The sequence below is a fragment of the Bifidobacterium castoris genome (assembly GCF_003952025.1).
In the GTDB taxonomy this organism is placed as follows: Bacteria; Actinomycetota; Actinomycetes; order Actinomycetales; family Bifidobacteriaceae; genus Bifidobacterium; species Bifidobacterium castoris.
In genome coordinates, this window is the sequence record NZ_QXGI01000001.1 from 157,663 (window position 1) to 171,849 (window position 14,187).

Genomic DNA, 14,187 nt, shown 5'->3' on the forward strand with positions numbered 1-14,187 from the left:
TCGTCGCCGGGCGCCGCGCAGGAGCCGACGAAACGTCCGACGATCGAATCGGTCACGGCCGTGCGCGCGGTGGACGATGCGCAAGGACGCAAGACGGTGCTGCTCACCGTCGAATGGGAGAACACGACGGCGTACACGACCGGGTTGGTGCCGACCTTCACCTTTTCGCAGCACGGCATCGTGCTCGATAAGGCCGCCTACGGCGACGAAGGCCAGGCCGGGTTCGAGGAGGCGTCGCGCTTCCGCACGGTGCTTCCCGGCACGAAGACGTCGATCCAGTTCGGCTATGCGCTCATCGACGAGGCGGCGCCGGTGCTGCTGCAGGTGGCCGATGGCACGCCGAACGCCTTCGGCAGCGAGACCGTGCCCGAGATGCGCTGACCATGCGCGAGGGCGTCTCCCCGAGCACCGGGGGGACGCCCTCGCAGAGCCGCGCGCGGACGCTCAGGGCCGTCCGTCGCGGTCGGCGATCGCGTTCGTGATGATCGACGAGATGCCGCATAACAGACCGCCGATGACCCAGGCCATCCAGAACATGCCCTTGGGACCGCCGTCGAAGAAGAACAGCATCGACAGTCCGACGATCGTCGCGAGGATCATGATCGTGCCGCAGATCGCGCCGTTGACGCCCTCGGCCGTGTCCATGCGCCGGCTGCGCTCCTCTCGGACCGCCGTCTTGTTGTACTCCTCGACGTTGACGCGCGCGTAGTTCATGCCGCCGTAGGTGCATGCGGTCGCGCCGCCCGCGACGATCATCATGAACAGCGCGACCGGCCATCCCTCGTCCATGTGCATGACGCTGTCGGCGACCATGATGAAGCCGACGGCGATGAGGATCAGGCCAATGCCGAAGATGAGGCTGACCGTGAGCGTGCGCGTCGCCTGCTGCCGGTCCTCGCGCGTGTAGAAGTCCTCGACGAAGGGATGGCGCCGCATGAACTCGGCGTGACCGAGGCCCGCGGGGATGAAGCAGGCGAGTCCGACGAGCACGCCGATCGAAATGCACAGGAAGACGAGGAAGTCGCCGATCGACGGCGCCACCGGTATCGCATGCTCGCCGGTGAACAGCAGACCGACGTCGACGCCGAAGACGACGGCGAACACGCCCGCCGAGATCCTCGTGTCGAAGGAGCGCATGTGCTCGTCATAGCCGGTGATGTCCTGCGGCAGCGCCGAGGCCTCGGGCAGCGGTCCCGTCCCCGTCCCGGCGCGGTCTTTTGGGCGGCGCGCCCCGCCTCTGTCCGTGCCGTCCTGCGCCGCATCGCACGTGCGGACGTCGCCGATGACCAGGTCGTCGAGCGTCACGCCGAACAGGTCGCAGATCATCAGCAACTTGTCCATCTCCGGATACGCCTTGTCGCCCTCCCATTTGCTGATCGCCTGCCTGGAGACGCCGAGCAGCATCGCGAGCTGCTCCTGCGTCATATTGCGCTCGGCGCGCAGATACTGCAGATTGTCCCTGAAGCCCATAGTCTTCCCTCCTGTCGAATCCGAGCCGGACGCCCGGGTCTTTCGGCATCCACTATGCCCGACCGGCCCGTGCTCCGTCCATCAGCTTGCGGTTGCATCGCCCGCGCGCAACCGGACCGGCGCATGCAACCTCCGGTTGCATCGGCACGGTTCCAACGTTTTCCGCATCCGGCGACCGTCGGGAGGCAGTTTCGCATCGTCCACGATGTGGGCGCAACGGCCGCGACTGACGGCGATGTAACAGGGAATCGCTACGCTGGAACCATCCGTTTTGCCGTCCACACACCATGATTGGAGAGGTGCACCCATGTCCTTGGCGGTCCGTGTTATCCCATGTCTCGACGTCGACGCCGGGCGCGTCGTCAAGGGCGTCCATTTCGAGAACCTGCGCGACGCGGGCGATCCGGTCGAGCTCGCCGCCGAATACCACCGTCAGGGCGCCGACGAGCTGACCTTCCTCGACGTGACCGCATCGAGCTCGCACCGCCAGACGATGGTCGACGTCGTCACGCGCACGGCCGAGCAGATCTTCATCCCGCTGACCGTCGGCGGCGGCGTGCGCACGCCCGAGGACGTCGATTCGCTGCTGCGCTGCGGCGCCGACAAGGTGAGCGTGAACACGGCCGCGATCAACGATCCGACGTTGATCAGCCGCGTCGCCGAACGCTTCGGCAACCAGGTGCTCGTATTGTCCGTCGATGCGCGGCGCGAGCGCGGCGACCGCCACACGGGCTCGGGCTTCGAGGTAACGACGATGGGGGGGCGCAAATCGACCGGCATCGATGCGCTGTGGTGGGCGAGGCGCGCGGAGGAGCTCGGCGCCGGCGAGATCCTGCTCAATTCGATGGACGCCGACGGTACGCAGCAGGGCTTCGACCTGGAGATGATCCGCGCGATGCGCGAGGTCGTATCGATTCCGATCATCGCCTCGGGCGGCGCCGGCAAGGCCGACGACTTCCCTCCGGCGATCGCCGCCGGCGCCGACGCCGTGCTCGCCGCCTCGATCTTCCACTACGGCAAGGTCACGATCGGCGAGGTCAAGGACGCACTGCGCGCCGCCGGCTACACGGTGCGCTGAGCCGGGCACGGGTATGATGATGTGGTTTTGTCGTTGCGAACGATGATGATATGGGAGCATGATGGGCAGCGAAGCTGAGAAGACCTACGACAATTCCGTGACGCTCGATCCGCGGATCAAGGCACGGCTCAAGTACGACGACAAAGGGCTCGTGTGCGCCGTCGTCCAGCAGTACGACACGCATGAGGTGCTCATGGTCGGCTACATGGACGACGAGGCGCTGCGCCGCACTCTGACGGGCGGCCGCGTGACGTTCTGGTCCAGGTCCAGGCAGGAGTACTGGCGCAAGGGCGATACCTCCGGCCATGTGCAGTATGTGAAGTCGGTGCGTCTCGACTGCGACGGCGACGCGCTGCTCGTCGAGGTCGACCAAGTCGGCGCGGCGTGCCATACCGGCAAGCGCAGCTGCTTCGACGAAGGGGGCCCGCTGCCGGCCGCCGTCGGCATGCGCCCCGAGGGACTGGGGGAGCGGTCATGAGCGGCAACAGTGTGCGAGACCTGGGCTGGGGGGAGACCTGGCCGAGTCGTGAACGGTTCCATGCGCTGGCGGCCGAGGGCTACCGCATCATCCCGATCGTGCGTCGGATCCTCGCGGATTCGCTGACGCCGGTCGGCCTGTACGAGCGTCTCGCCGGACACCGTTCCGGCACCTTCATCCTCGAATCGGCCGAGACGAGCGGCACCTGGAGCCGCTACAGCTTCATCGGCGTCGACTCGATGGCGCAGCTGCGCTCGAACGACGGGCGCGCGGACTGGCTCGGCACGGTGCCCGCGGGCGTTCCGCGCGAAGGCGACGTCATCGACGTGGCGCGCGCGACGCTCGAGGTGCTGCGTTCGCCGAGGATCGAGGGGCTGCCGAACCTGACGAGCGGCCTCGTCGGCAACATCGGATGGGACGTGATCCGCCATTGGGAGCCGACGCTGCCGGCGAACGCGCCCGACGAGACCGGACAGAGCGAGCTGACGCTCGCGTTGGCCACCGACATCGCCGTCGTCGACCACAAGACCGGATCGGTGTGGCTCATCGCGAACGCCGTGAACGTCGACGACCGGTCGACGCGCGCCGACGCCGCCTATGACGAGGCGGTCGCCCGTGTGGGGCGCATGGAGCTGCGGGCGGCCACGCCGACGCAGGACGAGTTCCGCGTCAACGTGCTTGATCCCTCGATCGAGCAGCCCGAACTGCGTTTCCGCACGAAGAAGGAGGACTTCCTCGCGATGGTGGAGCGTTCGCGGCGCCACATCATCGACGGCGACGTGTTCCAGGTCGTCGGCTCCCAGCGTCTCGACATCGATTCGCCGGCAGACCCCTTCGACGTCTACCGCGTGCTGCGCACGCTCAATCCGAGCCCCTACATGTACTTCATGACGCTCACCGACGCGCAGGGCCGCGACTTCAACGTCATCGGCTCGTCGCCGGAGACGCTCATCAAGGTCGACGACGGCCTGGCGATGAGCTTCCCGATCGCCGGCTCCCGTCCGCGCGGCGCGACGCCGGAGGAGGACGAGCGGCTGCATGACGAGCTGCTCGCCGATCCCAAGGAGCGCAGCGAGCACATCATGCTCGTCGATCTGGCGCGCAACGACCTGAGCCGCGTGTGCGAACCGGAATCGGTCGAAGTGGTTTCGCTGATGGATGTGCTGCGCTACAGCCACATCATGCACATCTGCTCGACGGTCACCGGACGGGTGCGTCCCGACATGACCGTCATGGACGTGTTCACGTCGGCCTTCCCCGCCGGTACGCTCTCCGGCGCGCCCAAACCGAAGGCGATCGAGCTGATCGACCAGATGGAACCGGCCGATCGCGGCATCTACGGCGGCACCGTCGGCTACTTCGACTTCTCCGGCAACATGGACATGGCGATCGCGATCCGCACCGCCTTCATCCGCGACCATCAGGCCTCAGTGCAGGCCGGGGCGGGCCTTGTGCTCGACTCGGTGCCCGAGACCGAGTGGCTGGAGACGCGCAACAAGGCTGGCGCGAGCGTCGAGGCGATCAAGATCGCCGCACAGCTGCGCCGCGTGTGAGCTGCGCCGCATGGCACAGACGATGAACGGCGGTGGCCCGGGGAACGATCACGTTCCCCGGGCCACCGCCGTTCATGCCGTCGTCGCTCAGACGCCGAGCAGCGCGTGCACATGCCCGCGCAGCGCCGGGACCACCGTCTCGTCGAACCACGGGTGTTCGGCGCGCCATATGTCGGTGCGTCCGGAGGGATGCACGATCGGGAAGTACTGCGGCAGATACCGCTCGAAGTCCTTGACGGTGTCCTCGAGCCGCGCCTTCGAATCCTGACCGAGGTAGTAACGCACCGCATAGGATCCGGCGAGGATCGTCAGCCGCACCTTCGGCAGCAGCTTCATGATCTCGGGATGGAAGGTCGGCGCCACCCATTCGCGTGGCGCCTCCATGCCCTTGTCTGCGGGCGTGTCCCCAAGATAGTAGAAATCCATCGGCACGAGCGCGAATTTGCCCGAATCATAGAAGGTCTTCCTATCCACGCCGAGCCATGCGCGCAGCGTGTCGCCGCTGCGGTCGTCCCAGCACAGGCCATGCGTCTGGGCGTCGAGGCTCGGCGACTGCCCGACGATCGTGATGACGGCGTCCGCCGGCGCCGAGAACACCGGCTTCTCGCCGCGTGCGGTGAACTCGGCGTCACGCGGGTCGTCGATGATCTGCTTGGTGATGGATGCGATGGTTGCCATATGCGCTCCTTGGTCGTACTTCCTACCGGCTTAGCATGCGCCGCCCGGGCGGGCGCGGGATACGGCGGTTTTGCGCCGAGGGCGTCAATCCCGTCGTCGCGGCGCATGGATGCGCCGGCTCACAGGCCGTGCTCGTCGCGCCAGCGGGCAAGCCGTCCGCGCATGCGCTCCTTGTCCGCATCGTCGGCGAAGGACGCCTCGATCGAATTGGCCGCGAGCGCGGCGAGCATGTCGAGCGGCATGCCGGTCGAGGCGAGCGCGGCGTAGTTGGCGGCGACGTAGCCGCCGAAGTAGGCCGGGTCGTCGGAGTTGACCGTGCAGACGAGTCCGTCGTGCACCATGCGCGGCAGCGGATGGTCGTCGATCGAGCCGACGACCTGCAGGCGCAGGTTGGACAGCGGGCAGCAGGTGAGCGGTATGCGGTCGCGGATCACGCGCGCCTCGAGCTCGTCGTCGTCGAGGATGTGGATGCCGTGGTCGATGCGCTCGGCGTGCAACAGGTCGAGCGCCTGGCGGATGTAGTCGGCGGGGCCCTCCTCGCCGGCGTGCGCCACCGCGTGCCATCCGAGGGAGCGCGCGCGGGCGAATTGGTCGACGAACATCGACGGGGGGTGGCCGGCCTCGGCGGAGTCGAGGCCGACGCCGATGACCTCGTCGCTGCGGGTCTGGGCCATGTCGAGGATCCGGTCGGCGGTGGCGACGTCCATATCGCGCACAAGGCTCAGGATCAGCGCGCCGGTGACGCCGTAGCGTTCGGCGCCGAGCCGCAGTCCTTCGCGCAGGCCGTCGAGGACGGTGTCGTAGTCGACGTGGTCGGTGAACACGTGCACCTGCGGGTCGAAGAAGATCTCGGCGTGCATGACGCCGTCGCGCGCGGCGCGCTCGAGGTAGGCGAGCATGAGGTCCCGGAAGTCGTCCGCGGTCCGCAGCGTCCTCATCAGCGCGTAGTAGAGGTCGAGGAACGACTGGAGGTTCGCGAACCGGTACTGCGCCCGCAGCTCGTCGAGCGTCCTCCAGGGCAGCCTCACGCCGTTTCGGCGGGCGAACTCGAACGCGAGTTCAGGCTCCAGCGTGCCTTCGATGTGCAGGTGGAGCTCCGCCTTGGGCATCGTCGCGAGCGCGGTCTGCATGTCCGTCGTGTTGCTCATCGGTGTCCTTTCCGTGTGGGTCCCGTTCCTCCCGTGCATACGGTGAGGGCAGGATATCCGGTCCTCCGACCGTTTCGCGTCCTGCCCTCACCGTATGCGGCCGGCGCCGTGCCGGCGCGGGATCACTCGGCCTTGTCCTCGTGGTCCTTCTTGAACTCGTCGAGCTTGGCCTCGGCCTTGCCTTTGAGTTCGCCGGCCTTCATCTTGACCTTGTCCGCCTTGACCTCGGCCTTGCCTTTGAGTTCGCCGATCTTTTCAGCCATATCAGCCATGATTGGCTCCTTTCGTGTCGGGCGCCGTATGCGCCGCTTCCTCCATTACAGCAGGGATGGGCGTGCGCCATGGCTCGTTCCTCGCTCGGGGCAACACGGCGTTCTCCCAGTTTCATCCGCTACGCTGCACATGCTCCGGATCGGCATGTCGCCCGTCAGGCATGCGAAAGGCGGGGCGTGGTCGCACGCGACCACGCCCCGCCTTTCACGGACGGACCGGAATCCGAATCAGTCGTCGAGGTCGAGCTGACGGCCGAAGCGGTCGTTGAGTTCGACCTGATCCTCGGTGGCCTTGGCTTCCTTGGTGGCCGCCTTGCCCTCGGCCTTGTCCTTCTTGTCGTCGGCCTTGTCGGTGATCTTCTCGAGCTTGGCCTGCGGGTCGCCGGCGGCCTTGACGATCTTCTCGTCCTCCTTGGCGATCACCTTGGCGGCATGCTCCTCGGCGCGTTCGGCGCGCTTCTCGTCGCGGTTCGCCTCATGCTCCTCGTGACGCTCCTCCATGTGGTCCTTGAATTCCTCGAAATGCTCCTTGATGTCTGCCATGATCGGCTCCTTTCGCCATACGGTTATGGGTTACGTCCCATTAGACCACCGTCGATGGCGGCATCAGCGGCTTTTCCACTCTCAAGTGAAATTATGTCCGGCGCGTACGCCGACATGTTAGGTGCGCCGCGGCCGGGCGACCACCATTCAGACGCCGACATGCGCCCGTCATCCGTCTTCCGTTAGAGTGTGCCATGGCGGGAAGGTCCCGTCTTCGCCATCGCATCCCCAAGGAGGAGCATGTCGGTTTTGGATGAACTGGTAGCGGGCGCGCTCGAGGATCAGCGCGACCGTGCACGTGTCACGTCGCTGGACGAGCTCAAGGCCATGGCGGCCTCGGCTCCGGCCCCGATGGACGCGAAGCGATGGCTCAGGCGCGACGGCGCTGTGCCGGTGATCGCCGAGATCAAGCGCGCGTCCCCGTCCAAGGGACGTCTGGCGGACATCGACGATCCGGCGTCGCTCGCCCGCGAATACGAACGCGGCGGTGCCGCCGCGATCTCGGTGCTCACCGAGGGCCGTCGCTTCCTCGGATCGCTCGACGACCTGGACGCCGTGCGCGCCGCGGTCGGCGTGCCGGTGCTGCGCAAGGACTTCATCACGACCGACTACCAGATCTGGGAGGCGCGCGCGCACGGGGCGGACATCGTCCTGCTCATCGTCGCCGCGCTCGACGACGACGTGCTCGGACGTCTGCTCGCCCTCACCCATGAGCTCGGCATGACGGCGCTCGTCGAGACGCACACCCGCCAGGAGATCGAACGGGCGGTCGCGGCGGGCGCCCGCGTCATCGGCATCAACGCGCGCGACCTCAAGGACCTGCGCGTCGACGTCGGCAGGTACGCGGCGCTTGCCGACGGGCTGCCGGACGACGTCATCAAGGTGGCGGAATCGGGGGTCTTCGGCGAAACGGAGGTCGAGGACTACGCGCGTGCCGGCGCGGACGCCGTACTCGTCGGCGAAGGCGTGGCCACGGCCGACGACCATGAGCTGGCGGTGGAACGTTTGGTGAACGCAGGCGCCAAGGTGAAGGCCTCGCAGGCTCAGCCGCTCGGCGCCCACCACGGTCCGTACTACGGCCGCTTCGGGGGACGATACGTTCCCGAGGCGCTCATCACCGCGCTCGACGAGCTCGAACGGGTGTACGAGGACGCCAAGCGCGACCCGGAGTTCCACAAGGAGCTCGCGCGCCTCAACAAGCAGTACGTGGGGCGTCCTTCGCCGCTCACCGAGGCGCCGCGCTTCGCCGAGCGCCTGCGCGAACGCACCGGGCTCGACGCGCGTGTCTTCCTCAAACGCGAGGACCTCAACCACACCGGCGCGCACAAGATCAACAACGCGATCGGCCAGGCGCTGCTCGTCAAGCGCATGGGCAAGACGCGCGTCATCGCCGAGACCGGCGCCGGACAGCACGGCGTCGCGACGGCCACGGTGTGCGCGATGCTCGGCCTCAAATGCCGCATCTACATGGGGCAGGTCGACGCGCGCCGCCAGGCGCTCAACGTCGCACGCATGCGCATGCTCGGCGCCGAGGTCGTCGAGGTCACGCTCGGCGACCGCATCCTCAAGGACGCGATCAACGAGGCGCTGCGCGACTGGGTGACCAACGTGAAGGACACGCACTACCTGCTCGGCACCGTCGCCGGGCCGCATCCGTTCCCGGAGATGGTGCGCGACTTCCAGAAGGTCATCGGCGAGGAGGCGAAGGAGCAGCTGCGCGACTGGTACGGCATCGACCATCCGGACGCGATCTGCGCGTGCGTCGGCGGCGGTTCGAACGCGATCGGCATCATGAACGCCTTCCTCGACGACCCGCGCGTCAACCTCTACGGCTACGAGGCGGGCGGTGACGGCCCCGAATCGGGACGCCACGCGATCCGCTTCGCGCCGGGCACCGGCGAGCTCGGCGTGTTCCAGGGTGCGAAGAGCTATCTGCTCGAGAACGACGAGGGGCAGACGCTCGACACCTACTCGATCTCGGCAGGCCTCGACTACGCGTCGGTCGGACCCGAGCACGCCTGGCTCAAGGAGATCGGCCGGGTCAACTACTCGTGGGCGACCGACGGCGAGGCGATGAGCGCGTTCAGGGACCTGTGCGAGACCGAGGGCATCATCCCGGCGATCGAATCCTCCCATGCCGTCGCCGGCGCCTACAAGGCGGCGGCCGACCTCAAGGCGAAGGGCTATGAGCATCCGGTCATGATCGTCAACATCTCCGGCCGCGGCGACAAGGACATGAACACCGCGGGCAAATGGTTCGGCTATCTGACCGATGAGCAGAGCAAGGCACTGGAAGCGAATGGAGCACAGGGTGACAATGCGTGAGACGAACAAAATCATCGAGAACGGCGACGGCTTCGTCGCCGACGTGACCGAGGCTGCGACCCCGTCGGGCCAGCCGCTGGGCATCTCGCACCGGCCGAGTCCGTGCCGCCGGCTGTTCGCCGAGCACAAGGCGCAGGACATGCCGGCGTTTATCGGATACCTGCCCTTCGGCTTCCCCGACACGGACCTGTCGCTCGAGGCGCTGCGCACGATGGTCGACAACGGCGCCGACATCGTCGAGATCGGCCTGCCGTACTCCGACCCGGTCATGGACGGATCCGTCATCCAGGCGGCCAGCCAGATCGCGCTGCGCAACGGCGAGCGTATCGCCGACGTGTTCAGGGCCGTCGAGACGGTCGCGAACGCCGGCGGCGTGCCGCTCATCATGAGCTACTGGAACCTCATCTTCCACTATGGCGTCGAGCGTTTCGCGGCCGACTTCGCGAACGCCGGCGGCGCGGGCCTGATCACCCCGGATCTGATCCCCGACGAGGCGGGGGAGTGGATCGAGGCCTCCGACCGTCACGGGCTCGACCGCATCTTCCTCGTCTCCCCGGATTCGACCGACGAGCGTTTGCGTCTCGTCGCCAGGAACGCGCGTGGATTCGTCTACGCGGCCGCCCGCATGGGCGTGACCGGCGAGCGCTCGACACTCGACGACTCCTCGCGCGAACTCGTCGAACGCACGGGGGCCGCCGGCGCCGAGAACGTCTGCGTAGGCATCGGCGTCTCGACGCCCGCCCAGGGGGCCGTCGTCGGACGGTACGCGGACGGCGTCATCGTCGGATCGGCGCTCGTGCACACGCTTCTCGACGAGAACGGCGACGTGCGCGACCCCGTCCAGGGCATCGGCGCGCTGGCGAATACGACGGCCGCATTGGCCGAGGCGATCCACGGCTGCAGGCGATAAGCCGCCGAACGTCATTCCCCGGGCGGCGCACGCCCCGGCCCCTACGGCCGGAGGGCGCGCGCCGCCCCCATATGGGCGGCGGATGCACCTGTTGCTACCATCGGGAACCATGAACCTTGCCTACATCCCCTCGCCGACGGTCTCGCAGTTCCACATCGGCTCGCTGACGATCCACATCTACGCGTTGACGATGCTGCTCGGCATCGTCGCCGCCGTGTGGATCACGAGCGCACGCTGGAAACGCTACGGCGGCACCTTCGACCAGATCCTCGACACGACGCTTGTGGCGGTGCCGTGCGGCATCGTCGGCGCGCGCCTCTACCACGTCATCACGACACCGGAGCGCTTCTTTGGACCGGACGGCGACTGGGTGGAGATCTTCCGTGTCTGGAACGGCGGACTCGGCATCTGGGGCGCGATCGTGTTCGGCGCCCTCGGCGCCTGGGCCTGGGTGCGCCACCGGCACTATCCGATGGCGTTGCTCGCCGACGCGATCGCGCCCGCGCTGCTCGTCGCACAGGCCATCGGCCGCCTCGGCAACTGGTTCAACCAGGAGCTCTACGGCAAGCCCACGACGTTGCCATGGGGCCTGAGGCTCAACACCGAGGGTTCCGCGATCGGCAACGCCGAGCAGTGTTACGACGGCGCGACGTGCCCCACCGGCACGTTGTTCCATCCGACCTTCCTGTACGAGATGATCTGGAACCTCATCGGCGCGGCGCTCATCATCTGGATCGGGCGCAGGACCGTGCGCATGCTCAAGGCGGGCTCGTTGTTCGCGCTCTACGTCGTCTGGTACACGGCCGGGCGCACCTGGATCGAGATGCTGCGCATCGACTTCTCCCACGAGTTCCTCGGTCTGCGCGTCAACGTCTGGGTCTCGATCATCGTCTTCATCCTCGGCGTCATCGCCTTCATCGTCGTCCAACGGGCGGGCAAGCCCACGCCGCTGCTCGCCGAGAAGCTGCGCACCGTCACCGAGCTCGAGGAACGCCCGCATGATGTCCAAGGCTCTGGCGCCGCGCATGACGGGCGCGCGGCGCGCGGCGAATCGGTCTCCGGCCGGCGCGGCGCCTGACACCGTCGGACCCACGGCGGCCCGTATGTTCGTCGCTTGCCCTATTTAGAATGACAGACATGGATATCAAAATCGCACCCAGCATCCTTTCCGCGGACTTCTGCAATCTCGAGCGCGACCTCGATCGCATCGCGAACGCCGACCTCGTCCACGTCGACGTCATGGACCATCACTTCGTCCCCAACCTCACAATCGGCGAACCCGTCGTCAAGCGCATCTGCGAGGTCACGAAGCTGCCGGTCGACGTCCATCTGATGATCGACGACCCGGATCGTTGGGCTCCGGGCTACGCCGAACGCGGTGCGCATTCCGTCACCTTCCATATGGGTGCGACCCACGCCCCGGTGCGTCTGGCTCGCCAGCTGCACGACATGGGTTGCGAGGCGTGGTTCGCGGTGCGTCCCGCCGAGCCGGTCGAGCCGATCTTCGACATCCTCGAGGAGTTCGACACGATCCTGATCATGACGGTTGAACCTGGATTCGGCGGCCAGAAGTTCCTCGCCAACCAGATGGGCAAGGTGCGTCGCCTGCGCGACGAGATCACGCGCCGCGGTCTGGGGACGAACATCCAGGTCGACGGCGGCGTCGGCGTCAAGACCGCGCCGATCGTGGCCGAGGCCGGCGCGAACATCCTCGTCGCCGGATCTGCCGTTTACGGCGCCGACGACCCGGCGAAGGCGATCGACGAGATCCGCGACGCCGCGCGCGCTGCCTACCGCGACTGAACGCGTCCCCGACGCATCCCATCCGATATCACCGGCCGCGCATCCGCCGCGGCCGGATCCATGACCATGACCATGCGCGCCCGTCTGGGCGCGCGCCCAGACTGACAGGAACCACCATCATGAAGACGTTCGAATCGCTGTTCGAGGAACTGAGCGCGAAGGCCGCCGCGAAGACGCCGGGCTCGCTGACCGTGCAGGAGCTTGAGAAGGGCACGCATTTCATCGGCAAGAAGATCGTCGAGGAGGCCGGCGAGACCTGGATCGCCGCCGAATACGAGGGCGCCGAGCGTACGGCCGAGGAGATGAGCCAGCTCATCTACCATCTGCAGGTCATGATGATCGACCGCGGCCTGACGCTCGACGACATCTACAAGAACCTGTGACCGGCACCGCGCACGCGGCCGGCCGCCCGTGCGCATGACTATCTTTGGAGGAGCCCATGCTACGCATCGCCGTACCGAACAAGGGAATGCTGTCCGAACCTGCCTGGAACATGCTCGAGGAGGCCGGATACCGCCTCAGAAGCAACCCGCGTCAGCTCGTCGTCGAGGATCCGGACAACGACGTGGAGCTGTTCTATCTGCGTCCGCTGGACATCGCCGTCTACGTCGGCCGCGGCACGATCGACGTCGGCATCACTGGCCATGACCTGCTGCTCAATTCGGGCACCGACGCGCAGGAGGTCATGGACCTCGGATTCGGGGCGTCCACGTTCCGCTTCGCGGCGCCGCAGGATTCGGACATCCGCGAGCTGGCCGACATCGACGGCAAGCGTGTCGCGACGTCCTTCGACAAGCTCGTGCACGACTATCTGATCGCGCATGACATCCAGGCCGAGACGATTCACCTCGACGGCGCCGTCGAATCGTCGGTTCAGCTCGGCGTGGCGGACCTCATCGCCGACGTCGTGTCCACGGGCACGACGCTGCGCAACGCCGGCCTGCGCATCTTCGGCGACCCGATCGTGCATTCCGAGGCCGTGCTCATTCGCTCGCCGCGTCTCGAGCCGGACGACACGCGTCTCGAGCGGCTTGAGCGGCGCCTGCAGGGCGTGCTGACCGCCAAGCGCTATGTGCTCATGGACTTCGACATCCCGGTCGACCGCATCTCGGCCGCCGTCGACATCACGCCCGGATTCGAAAGCCCGACGATCTCGCCGCTGCATGACAAGCAGTGGTCGGCCGTGCGCGTCATGGTCCCCAAGGCGAAGGTCAACGGGCTCATGGACGAGCTGTATGCGGTGGGCGCGCGCGGCATCATCGTCACGGCGATCCAGGCCACCCGCATGTGACGGTGGTTGCCCATGGCCGCTGAAGGAAAATACAGCCCCGAGCCGCGCGACGTGATCCTGACGGTCCCGAACCTGATCAGCGCGCTGCGCATCATCTCGATCCCGGTGATCGCCTGGCTCATCGCGAGGCACGACATGGTGTGGGCGCTCGTTCTGCTCGCCGTCTCATCGGCGTCGGACGGACTGGACGGCCTCATCGCGAGGAACTTCAACCAGGTGAGCAAGCTCGGCCAGATCCTCGACCCGATCGCCGACCGGCTGCTCATCATCTGCAGCATCCTGGCTTTGGCGGTCTGCGGCGTCGTCCCTTGGTGGATGCTCGTACTCGTCGCGTTGCGCGACATCATGCTGGGCGTCCTCACGCTCGTCCTCGCCCAGCATGACTACGGGCCGTTGCCGGTGCATTTCATCGGCAAGACCGGCACCGCCGTGCTGTTCATCTCGATCATCGGGCTGATGGTGGCCGACATCCGCCGCTCGTTCGTCCCGCTCGACATCCTGCACTACGGCGCGATCGCATGTGCGATATGGGGCATCGGCCTCTACTGGCTCGCCGGTGTGATCTATCTGCGCCAGGGGGTCTCGCTCATCCGCGCCGACCGCGCTGCTCGGCGCCGCGCCGTCGACAGGTAGGTGCC

At 67.0% G+C, this 14,187-nt stretch carries 16 protein-coding genes; 11 read left to right on the forward strand and 5 right to left on the reverse strand.

Annotated features, from left to right (window positions below; all coding sequences use genetic code 11):
* Positions 1-60: 60 nt before the first annotated feature.
* Positions 61-381, forward strand: coding sequence for a DUF5067 domain-containing protein (locus D2E22_RS00675; protein ID WP_164518352.1), 321 nt, complete (start codon positions 61-63; stop codon positions 379-381).
* 63 nt (positions 382-444) lie between these two features.
* Here D2E22_RS00675 and D2E22_RS00680 read toward each other — a convergent pair whose 3' ends face one another.
* Complete coding sequence (locus D2E22_RS00680) at positions 445-1,470, reverse strand: helix-turn-helix transcriptional regulator (RefSeq protein ID WP_126031207.1); 1,026 nt, start codon at positions 1,468-1,470, stop codon at positions 445-447.
* Between the two features lie 307 nt (positions 1,471-1,777).
* Here D2E22_RS00680 and hisF point away from each other — a divergent pair, with 307 nt between their 5' ends.
* The 3 genes from hisF to D2E22_RS00695 all read left to right on the forward strand — a co-directional run bounded on the left by hisF (position 1,778) and on the right by D2E22_RS00695 (position 4,579).
* A complete protein-coding gene (gene hisF, locus D2E22_RS00685; protein ID WP_126031208.1) occupies positions 1,778-2,548 on the forward strand; it encodes an imidazole glycerol phosphate synthase subunit HisF in 771 nt (256 codons plus the stop codon).
* A 61-nt stretch (positions 2,549-2,609) separates the two neighbouring features.
* Positions 2,610-3,026 carry a phosphoribosyl-AMP cyclohydrolase gene (gene hisI / locus D2E22_RS00690; RefSeq protein WP_126031497.1) on the forward strand — a complete coding sequence of 139 codons (417 nt, stop codon included), beginning with the start codon at positions 2,610-2,612 and terminating at the stop codon, positions 3,024-3,026.
* On the forward strand, positions 3,023-4,579 hold the full coding sequence (locus tag D2E22_RS00695; RefSeq protein WP_126031209.1) for a chorismate-binding protein: 1,557 nt from the start codon (positions 3,023-3,025) through the stop codon (positions 4,577-4,579). The genes hisI and D2E22_RS00695 overlap by 4 nt, the downstream gene beginning before the upstream one ends.
* Positions 4,580-4,666: 87 nt before the next feature.
* Here D2E22_RS00695 and D2E22_RS00700 read toward each other — a convergent pair whose 3' ends face one another.
* The 4 genes from D2E22_RS00700 to D2E22_RS00710 all read right to left on the reverse strand — a co-directional run bounded on the left by D2E22_RS00700 (position 4,667) and on the right by D2E22_RS00710 (position 7,220).
* Entirely contained in the window at positions 4,667-5,257 is a 591-nt protein-coding gene (locus tag D2E22_RS00700) for a uracil-DNA glycosylase family protein (protein ID WP_126031210.1), read from the reverse strand.
* A 119-nt stretch (positions 5,258-5,376) separates the two neighbouring features.
* The gene (locus D2E22_RS00705; RefSeq protein WP_241218101.1) at positions 5,377-6,405 is read right to left on the reverse strand and encodes an adenosine deaminase; all 1,029 of its coding nucleotides are present in this window, start codon (positions 6,403-6,405) and stop codon (positions 5,377-5,379) included.
* 122 nt (positions 6,406-6,527) lie between these two features.
* Entirely contained in the window at positions 6,528-6,677 is a 150-nt protein-coding gene (locus D2E22_RS10415) for a hypothetical protein (RefSeq protein WP_164518353.1), read from the reverse strand.
* Positions 6,678-6,905: 228 nt separating this feature from the next.
* Positions 6,906-7,220, reverse strand: coding sequence for a hypothetical protein (locus tag D2E22_RS00710; protein WP_126031211.1), 315 nt, complete (start codon positions 7,218-7,220; stop codon positions 6,906-6,908).
* Between the two features lie 240 nt (positions 7,221-7,460).
* On the opposite strand from D2E22_RS00710, the gene D2E22_RS00715 reads away from it, so the two are divergent.
* The 7 genes from D2E22_RS00715 (at position 7,461) to D2E22_RS00745 (ending at position 14,182) form a co-directional block, all read left to right on the forward strand.
* Complete coding sequence (locus tag D2E22_RS00715) at positions 7,461-9,545, forward strand: bifunctional indole-3-glycerol phosphate synthase/tryptophan synthase subunit beta (RefSeq protein ID WP_126031212.1); 2,085 nt, start codon at positions 7,461-7,463, stop codon at positions 9,543-9,545.
* Complete coding sequence (gene trpA / locus D2E22_RS00720) at positions 9,538-10,455, forward strand: tryptophan synthase subunit alpha (protein WP_126031499.1); 918 nt, start codon at positions 9,538-9,540, stop codon at positions 10,453-10,455. The genes D2E22_RS00715 and trpA overlap by 8 nt, the downstream gene beginning before the upstream one ends.
* Positions 10,456-10,564: 109 nt before the next feature.
* Positions 10,565-11,533 carry a prolipoprotein diacylglyceryl transferase gene (lgt, locus tag D2E22_RS00725; protein WP_126031213.1) on the forward strand — a complete coding sequence of 323 codons (969 nt, stop codon included), beginning with the start codon at positions 10,565-10,567 and terminating at the stop codon, positions 11,531-11,533.
* Between the two features lie 59 nt (positions 11,534-11,592).
* Positions 11,593-12,258, forward strand: coding sequence for a ribulose-phosphate 3-epimerase (rpe, locus tag D2E22_RS00730; protein WP_126031214.1), 666 nt, complete (start codon positions 11,593-11,595; stop codon positions 12,256-12,258).
* 119 nt (positions 12,259-12,377) lie between these two features.
* Complete coding sequence (locus D2E22_RS00735) at positions 12,378-12,641, forward strand: phosphoribosyl-ATP diphosphatase (protein WP_095613655.1); 264 nt, start codon at positions 12,378-12,380, stop codon at positions 12,639-12,641.
* Between the two features lie 56 nt (positions 12,642-12,697).
* Positions 12,698-13,549 carry an ATP phosphoribosyltransferase gene (gene hisG / locus D2E22_RS00740; RefSeq protein ID WP_126031215.1) on the forward strand — a complete coding sequence of 284 codons (852 nt, stop codon included), beginning with the start codon at positions 12,698-12,700 and terminating at the stop codon, positions 13,547-13,549.
* Between the two features lie 12 nt (positions 13,550-13,561).
* On the forward strand, positions 13,562-14,182 hold the full coding sequence (locus D2E22_RS00745) for a CDP-alcohol phosphatidyltransferase family protein (RefSeq protein WP_126031216.1): 621 nt from the start codon (positions 13,562-13,564) through the stop codon (positions 14,180-14,182).
* Positions 14,183-14,187 lie beyond the last annotated feature (5 nt).

What these genes read in the sequence shown, in the direction of transcription:
- D2E22_RS00700 (WP_126031210.1), bottom strand. Translation starts at nt 5,257, where the DNA reads ATGGCAACCATCGCATCCATCACCAAGCAGATCATCGACGACCCGCGT.
- D2E22_RS10415 (WP_164518353.1), bottom strand. Translation starts at nt 6,677, where the DNA reads ATGGCTGATATGGCTGAAAAGATCGGCGAACTCAAAGGCAAGGCCGAG.
- D2E22_RS00695 (WP_126031209.1), top strand. Translation starts at nt 3,023, where the DNA reads ATGAGCGGCAACAGTGTGCGAGACCTGGGCTGGGGGGAGACCTGGCCG.
- D2E22_RS00745 (WP_126031216.1), top strand. Translation starts at nt 13,562, where the DNA reads ATGGCCGCTGAAGGAAAATACAGCCCCGAGCCGCGCGACGTGATCCTG.
- D2E22_RS00735 (WP_095613655.1), top strand. Translation starts at nt 12,378, where the DNA reads ATGAAGACGTTCGAATCGCTGTTCGAGGAACTGAGCGCGAAGGCCGCC.
- D2E22_RS00710 (WP_126031211.1), bottom strand. Translation starts at nt 7,220, where the DNA reads ATGGCAGACATCAAGGAGCATTTCGAGGAATTCAAGGACCACATGGAG.
- lgt (WP_126031213.1), top strand. Translation starts at nt 10,565, where the DNA reads ATGAACCTTGCCTACATCCCCTCGCCGACGGTCTCGCAGTTCCACATC.
- hisG (WP_126031215.1), top strand. Translation starts at nt 12,698, where the DNA reads ATGCTACGCATCGCCGTACCGAACAAGGGAATGCTGTCCGAACCTGCC.
- D2E22_RS00715 (WP_126031212.1), top strand. Translation starts at nt 7,461, where the DNA reads ATGTCGGTTTTGGATGAACTGGTAGCGGGCGCGCTCGAGGATCAGCGC.
- hisI (WP_126031497.1), top strand. Translation starts at nt 2,610, where the DNA reads ATGGGCAGCGAAGCTGAGAAGACCTACGACAATTCCGTGACGCTCGAT.
- D2E22_RS00705 (WP_241218101.1), bottom strand. Translation starts at nt 6,405, where the DNA reads ATGAGCAACACGACGGACATGCAGACCGCGCTCGCGACGATGCCCAAG.
- D2E22_RS00680 (WP_126031207.1), bottom strand. Translation starts at nt 1,470, where the DNA reads ATGGGCTTCAGGGACAATCTGCAGTATCTGCGCGCCGAGCGCAATATG.
- hisF (WP_126031208.1), top strand. Translation starts at nt 1,778, where the DNA reads ATGTCCTTGGCGGTCCGTGTTATCCCATGTCTCGACGTCGACGCCGGG.
- trpA (WP_126031499.1), top strand. Translation starts at nt 9,538, where the DNA reads ATGCGTGAGACGAACAAAATCATCGAGAACGGCGACGGCTTCGTCGCC.
- rpe (WP_126031214.1), top strand. Translation starts at nt 11,593, where the DNA reads ATGGATATCAAAATCGCACCCAGCATCCTTTCCGCGGACTTCTGCAAT.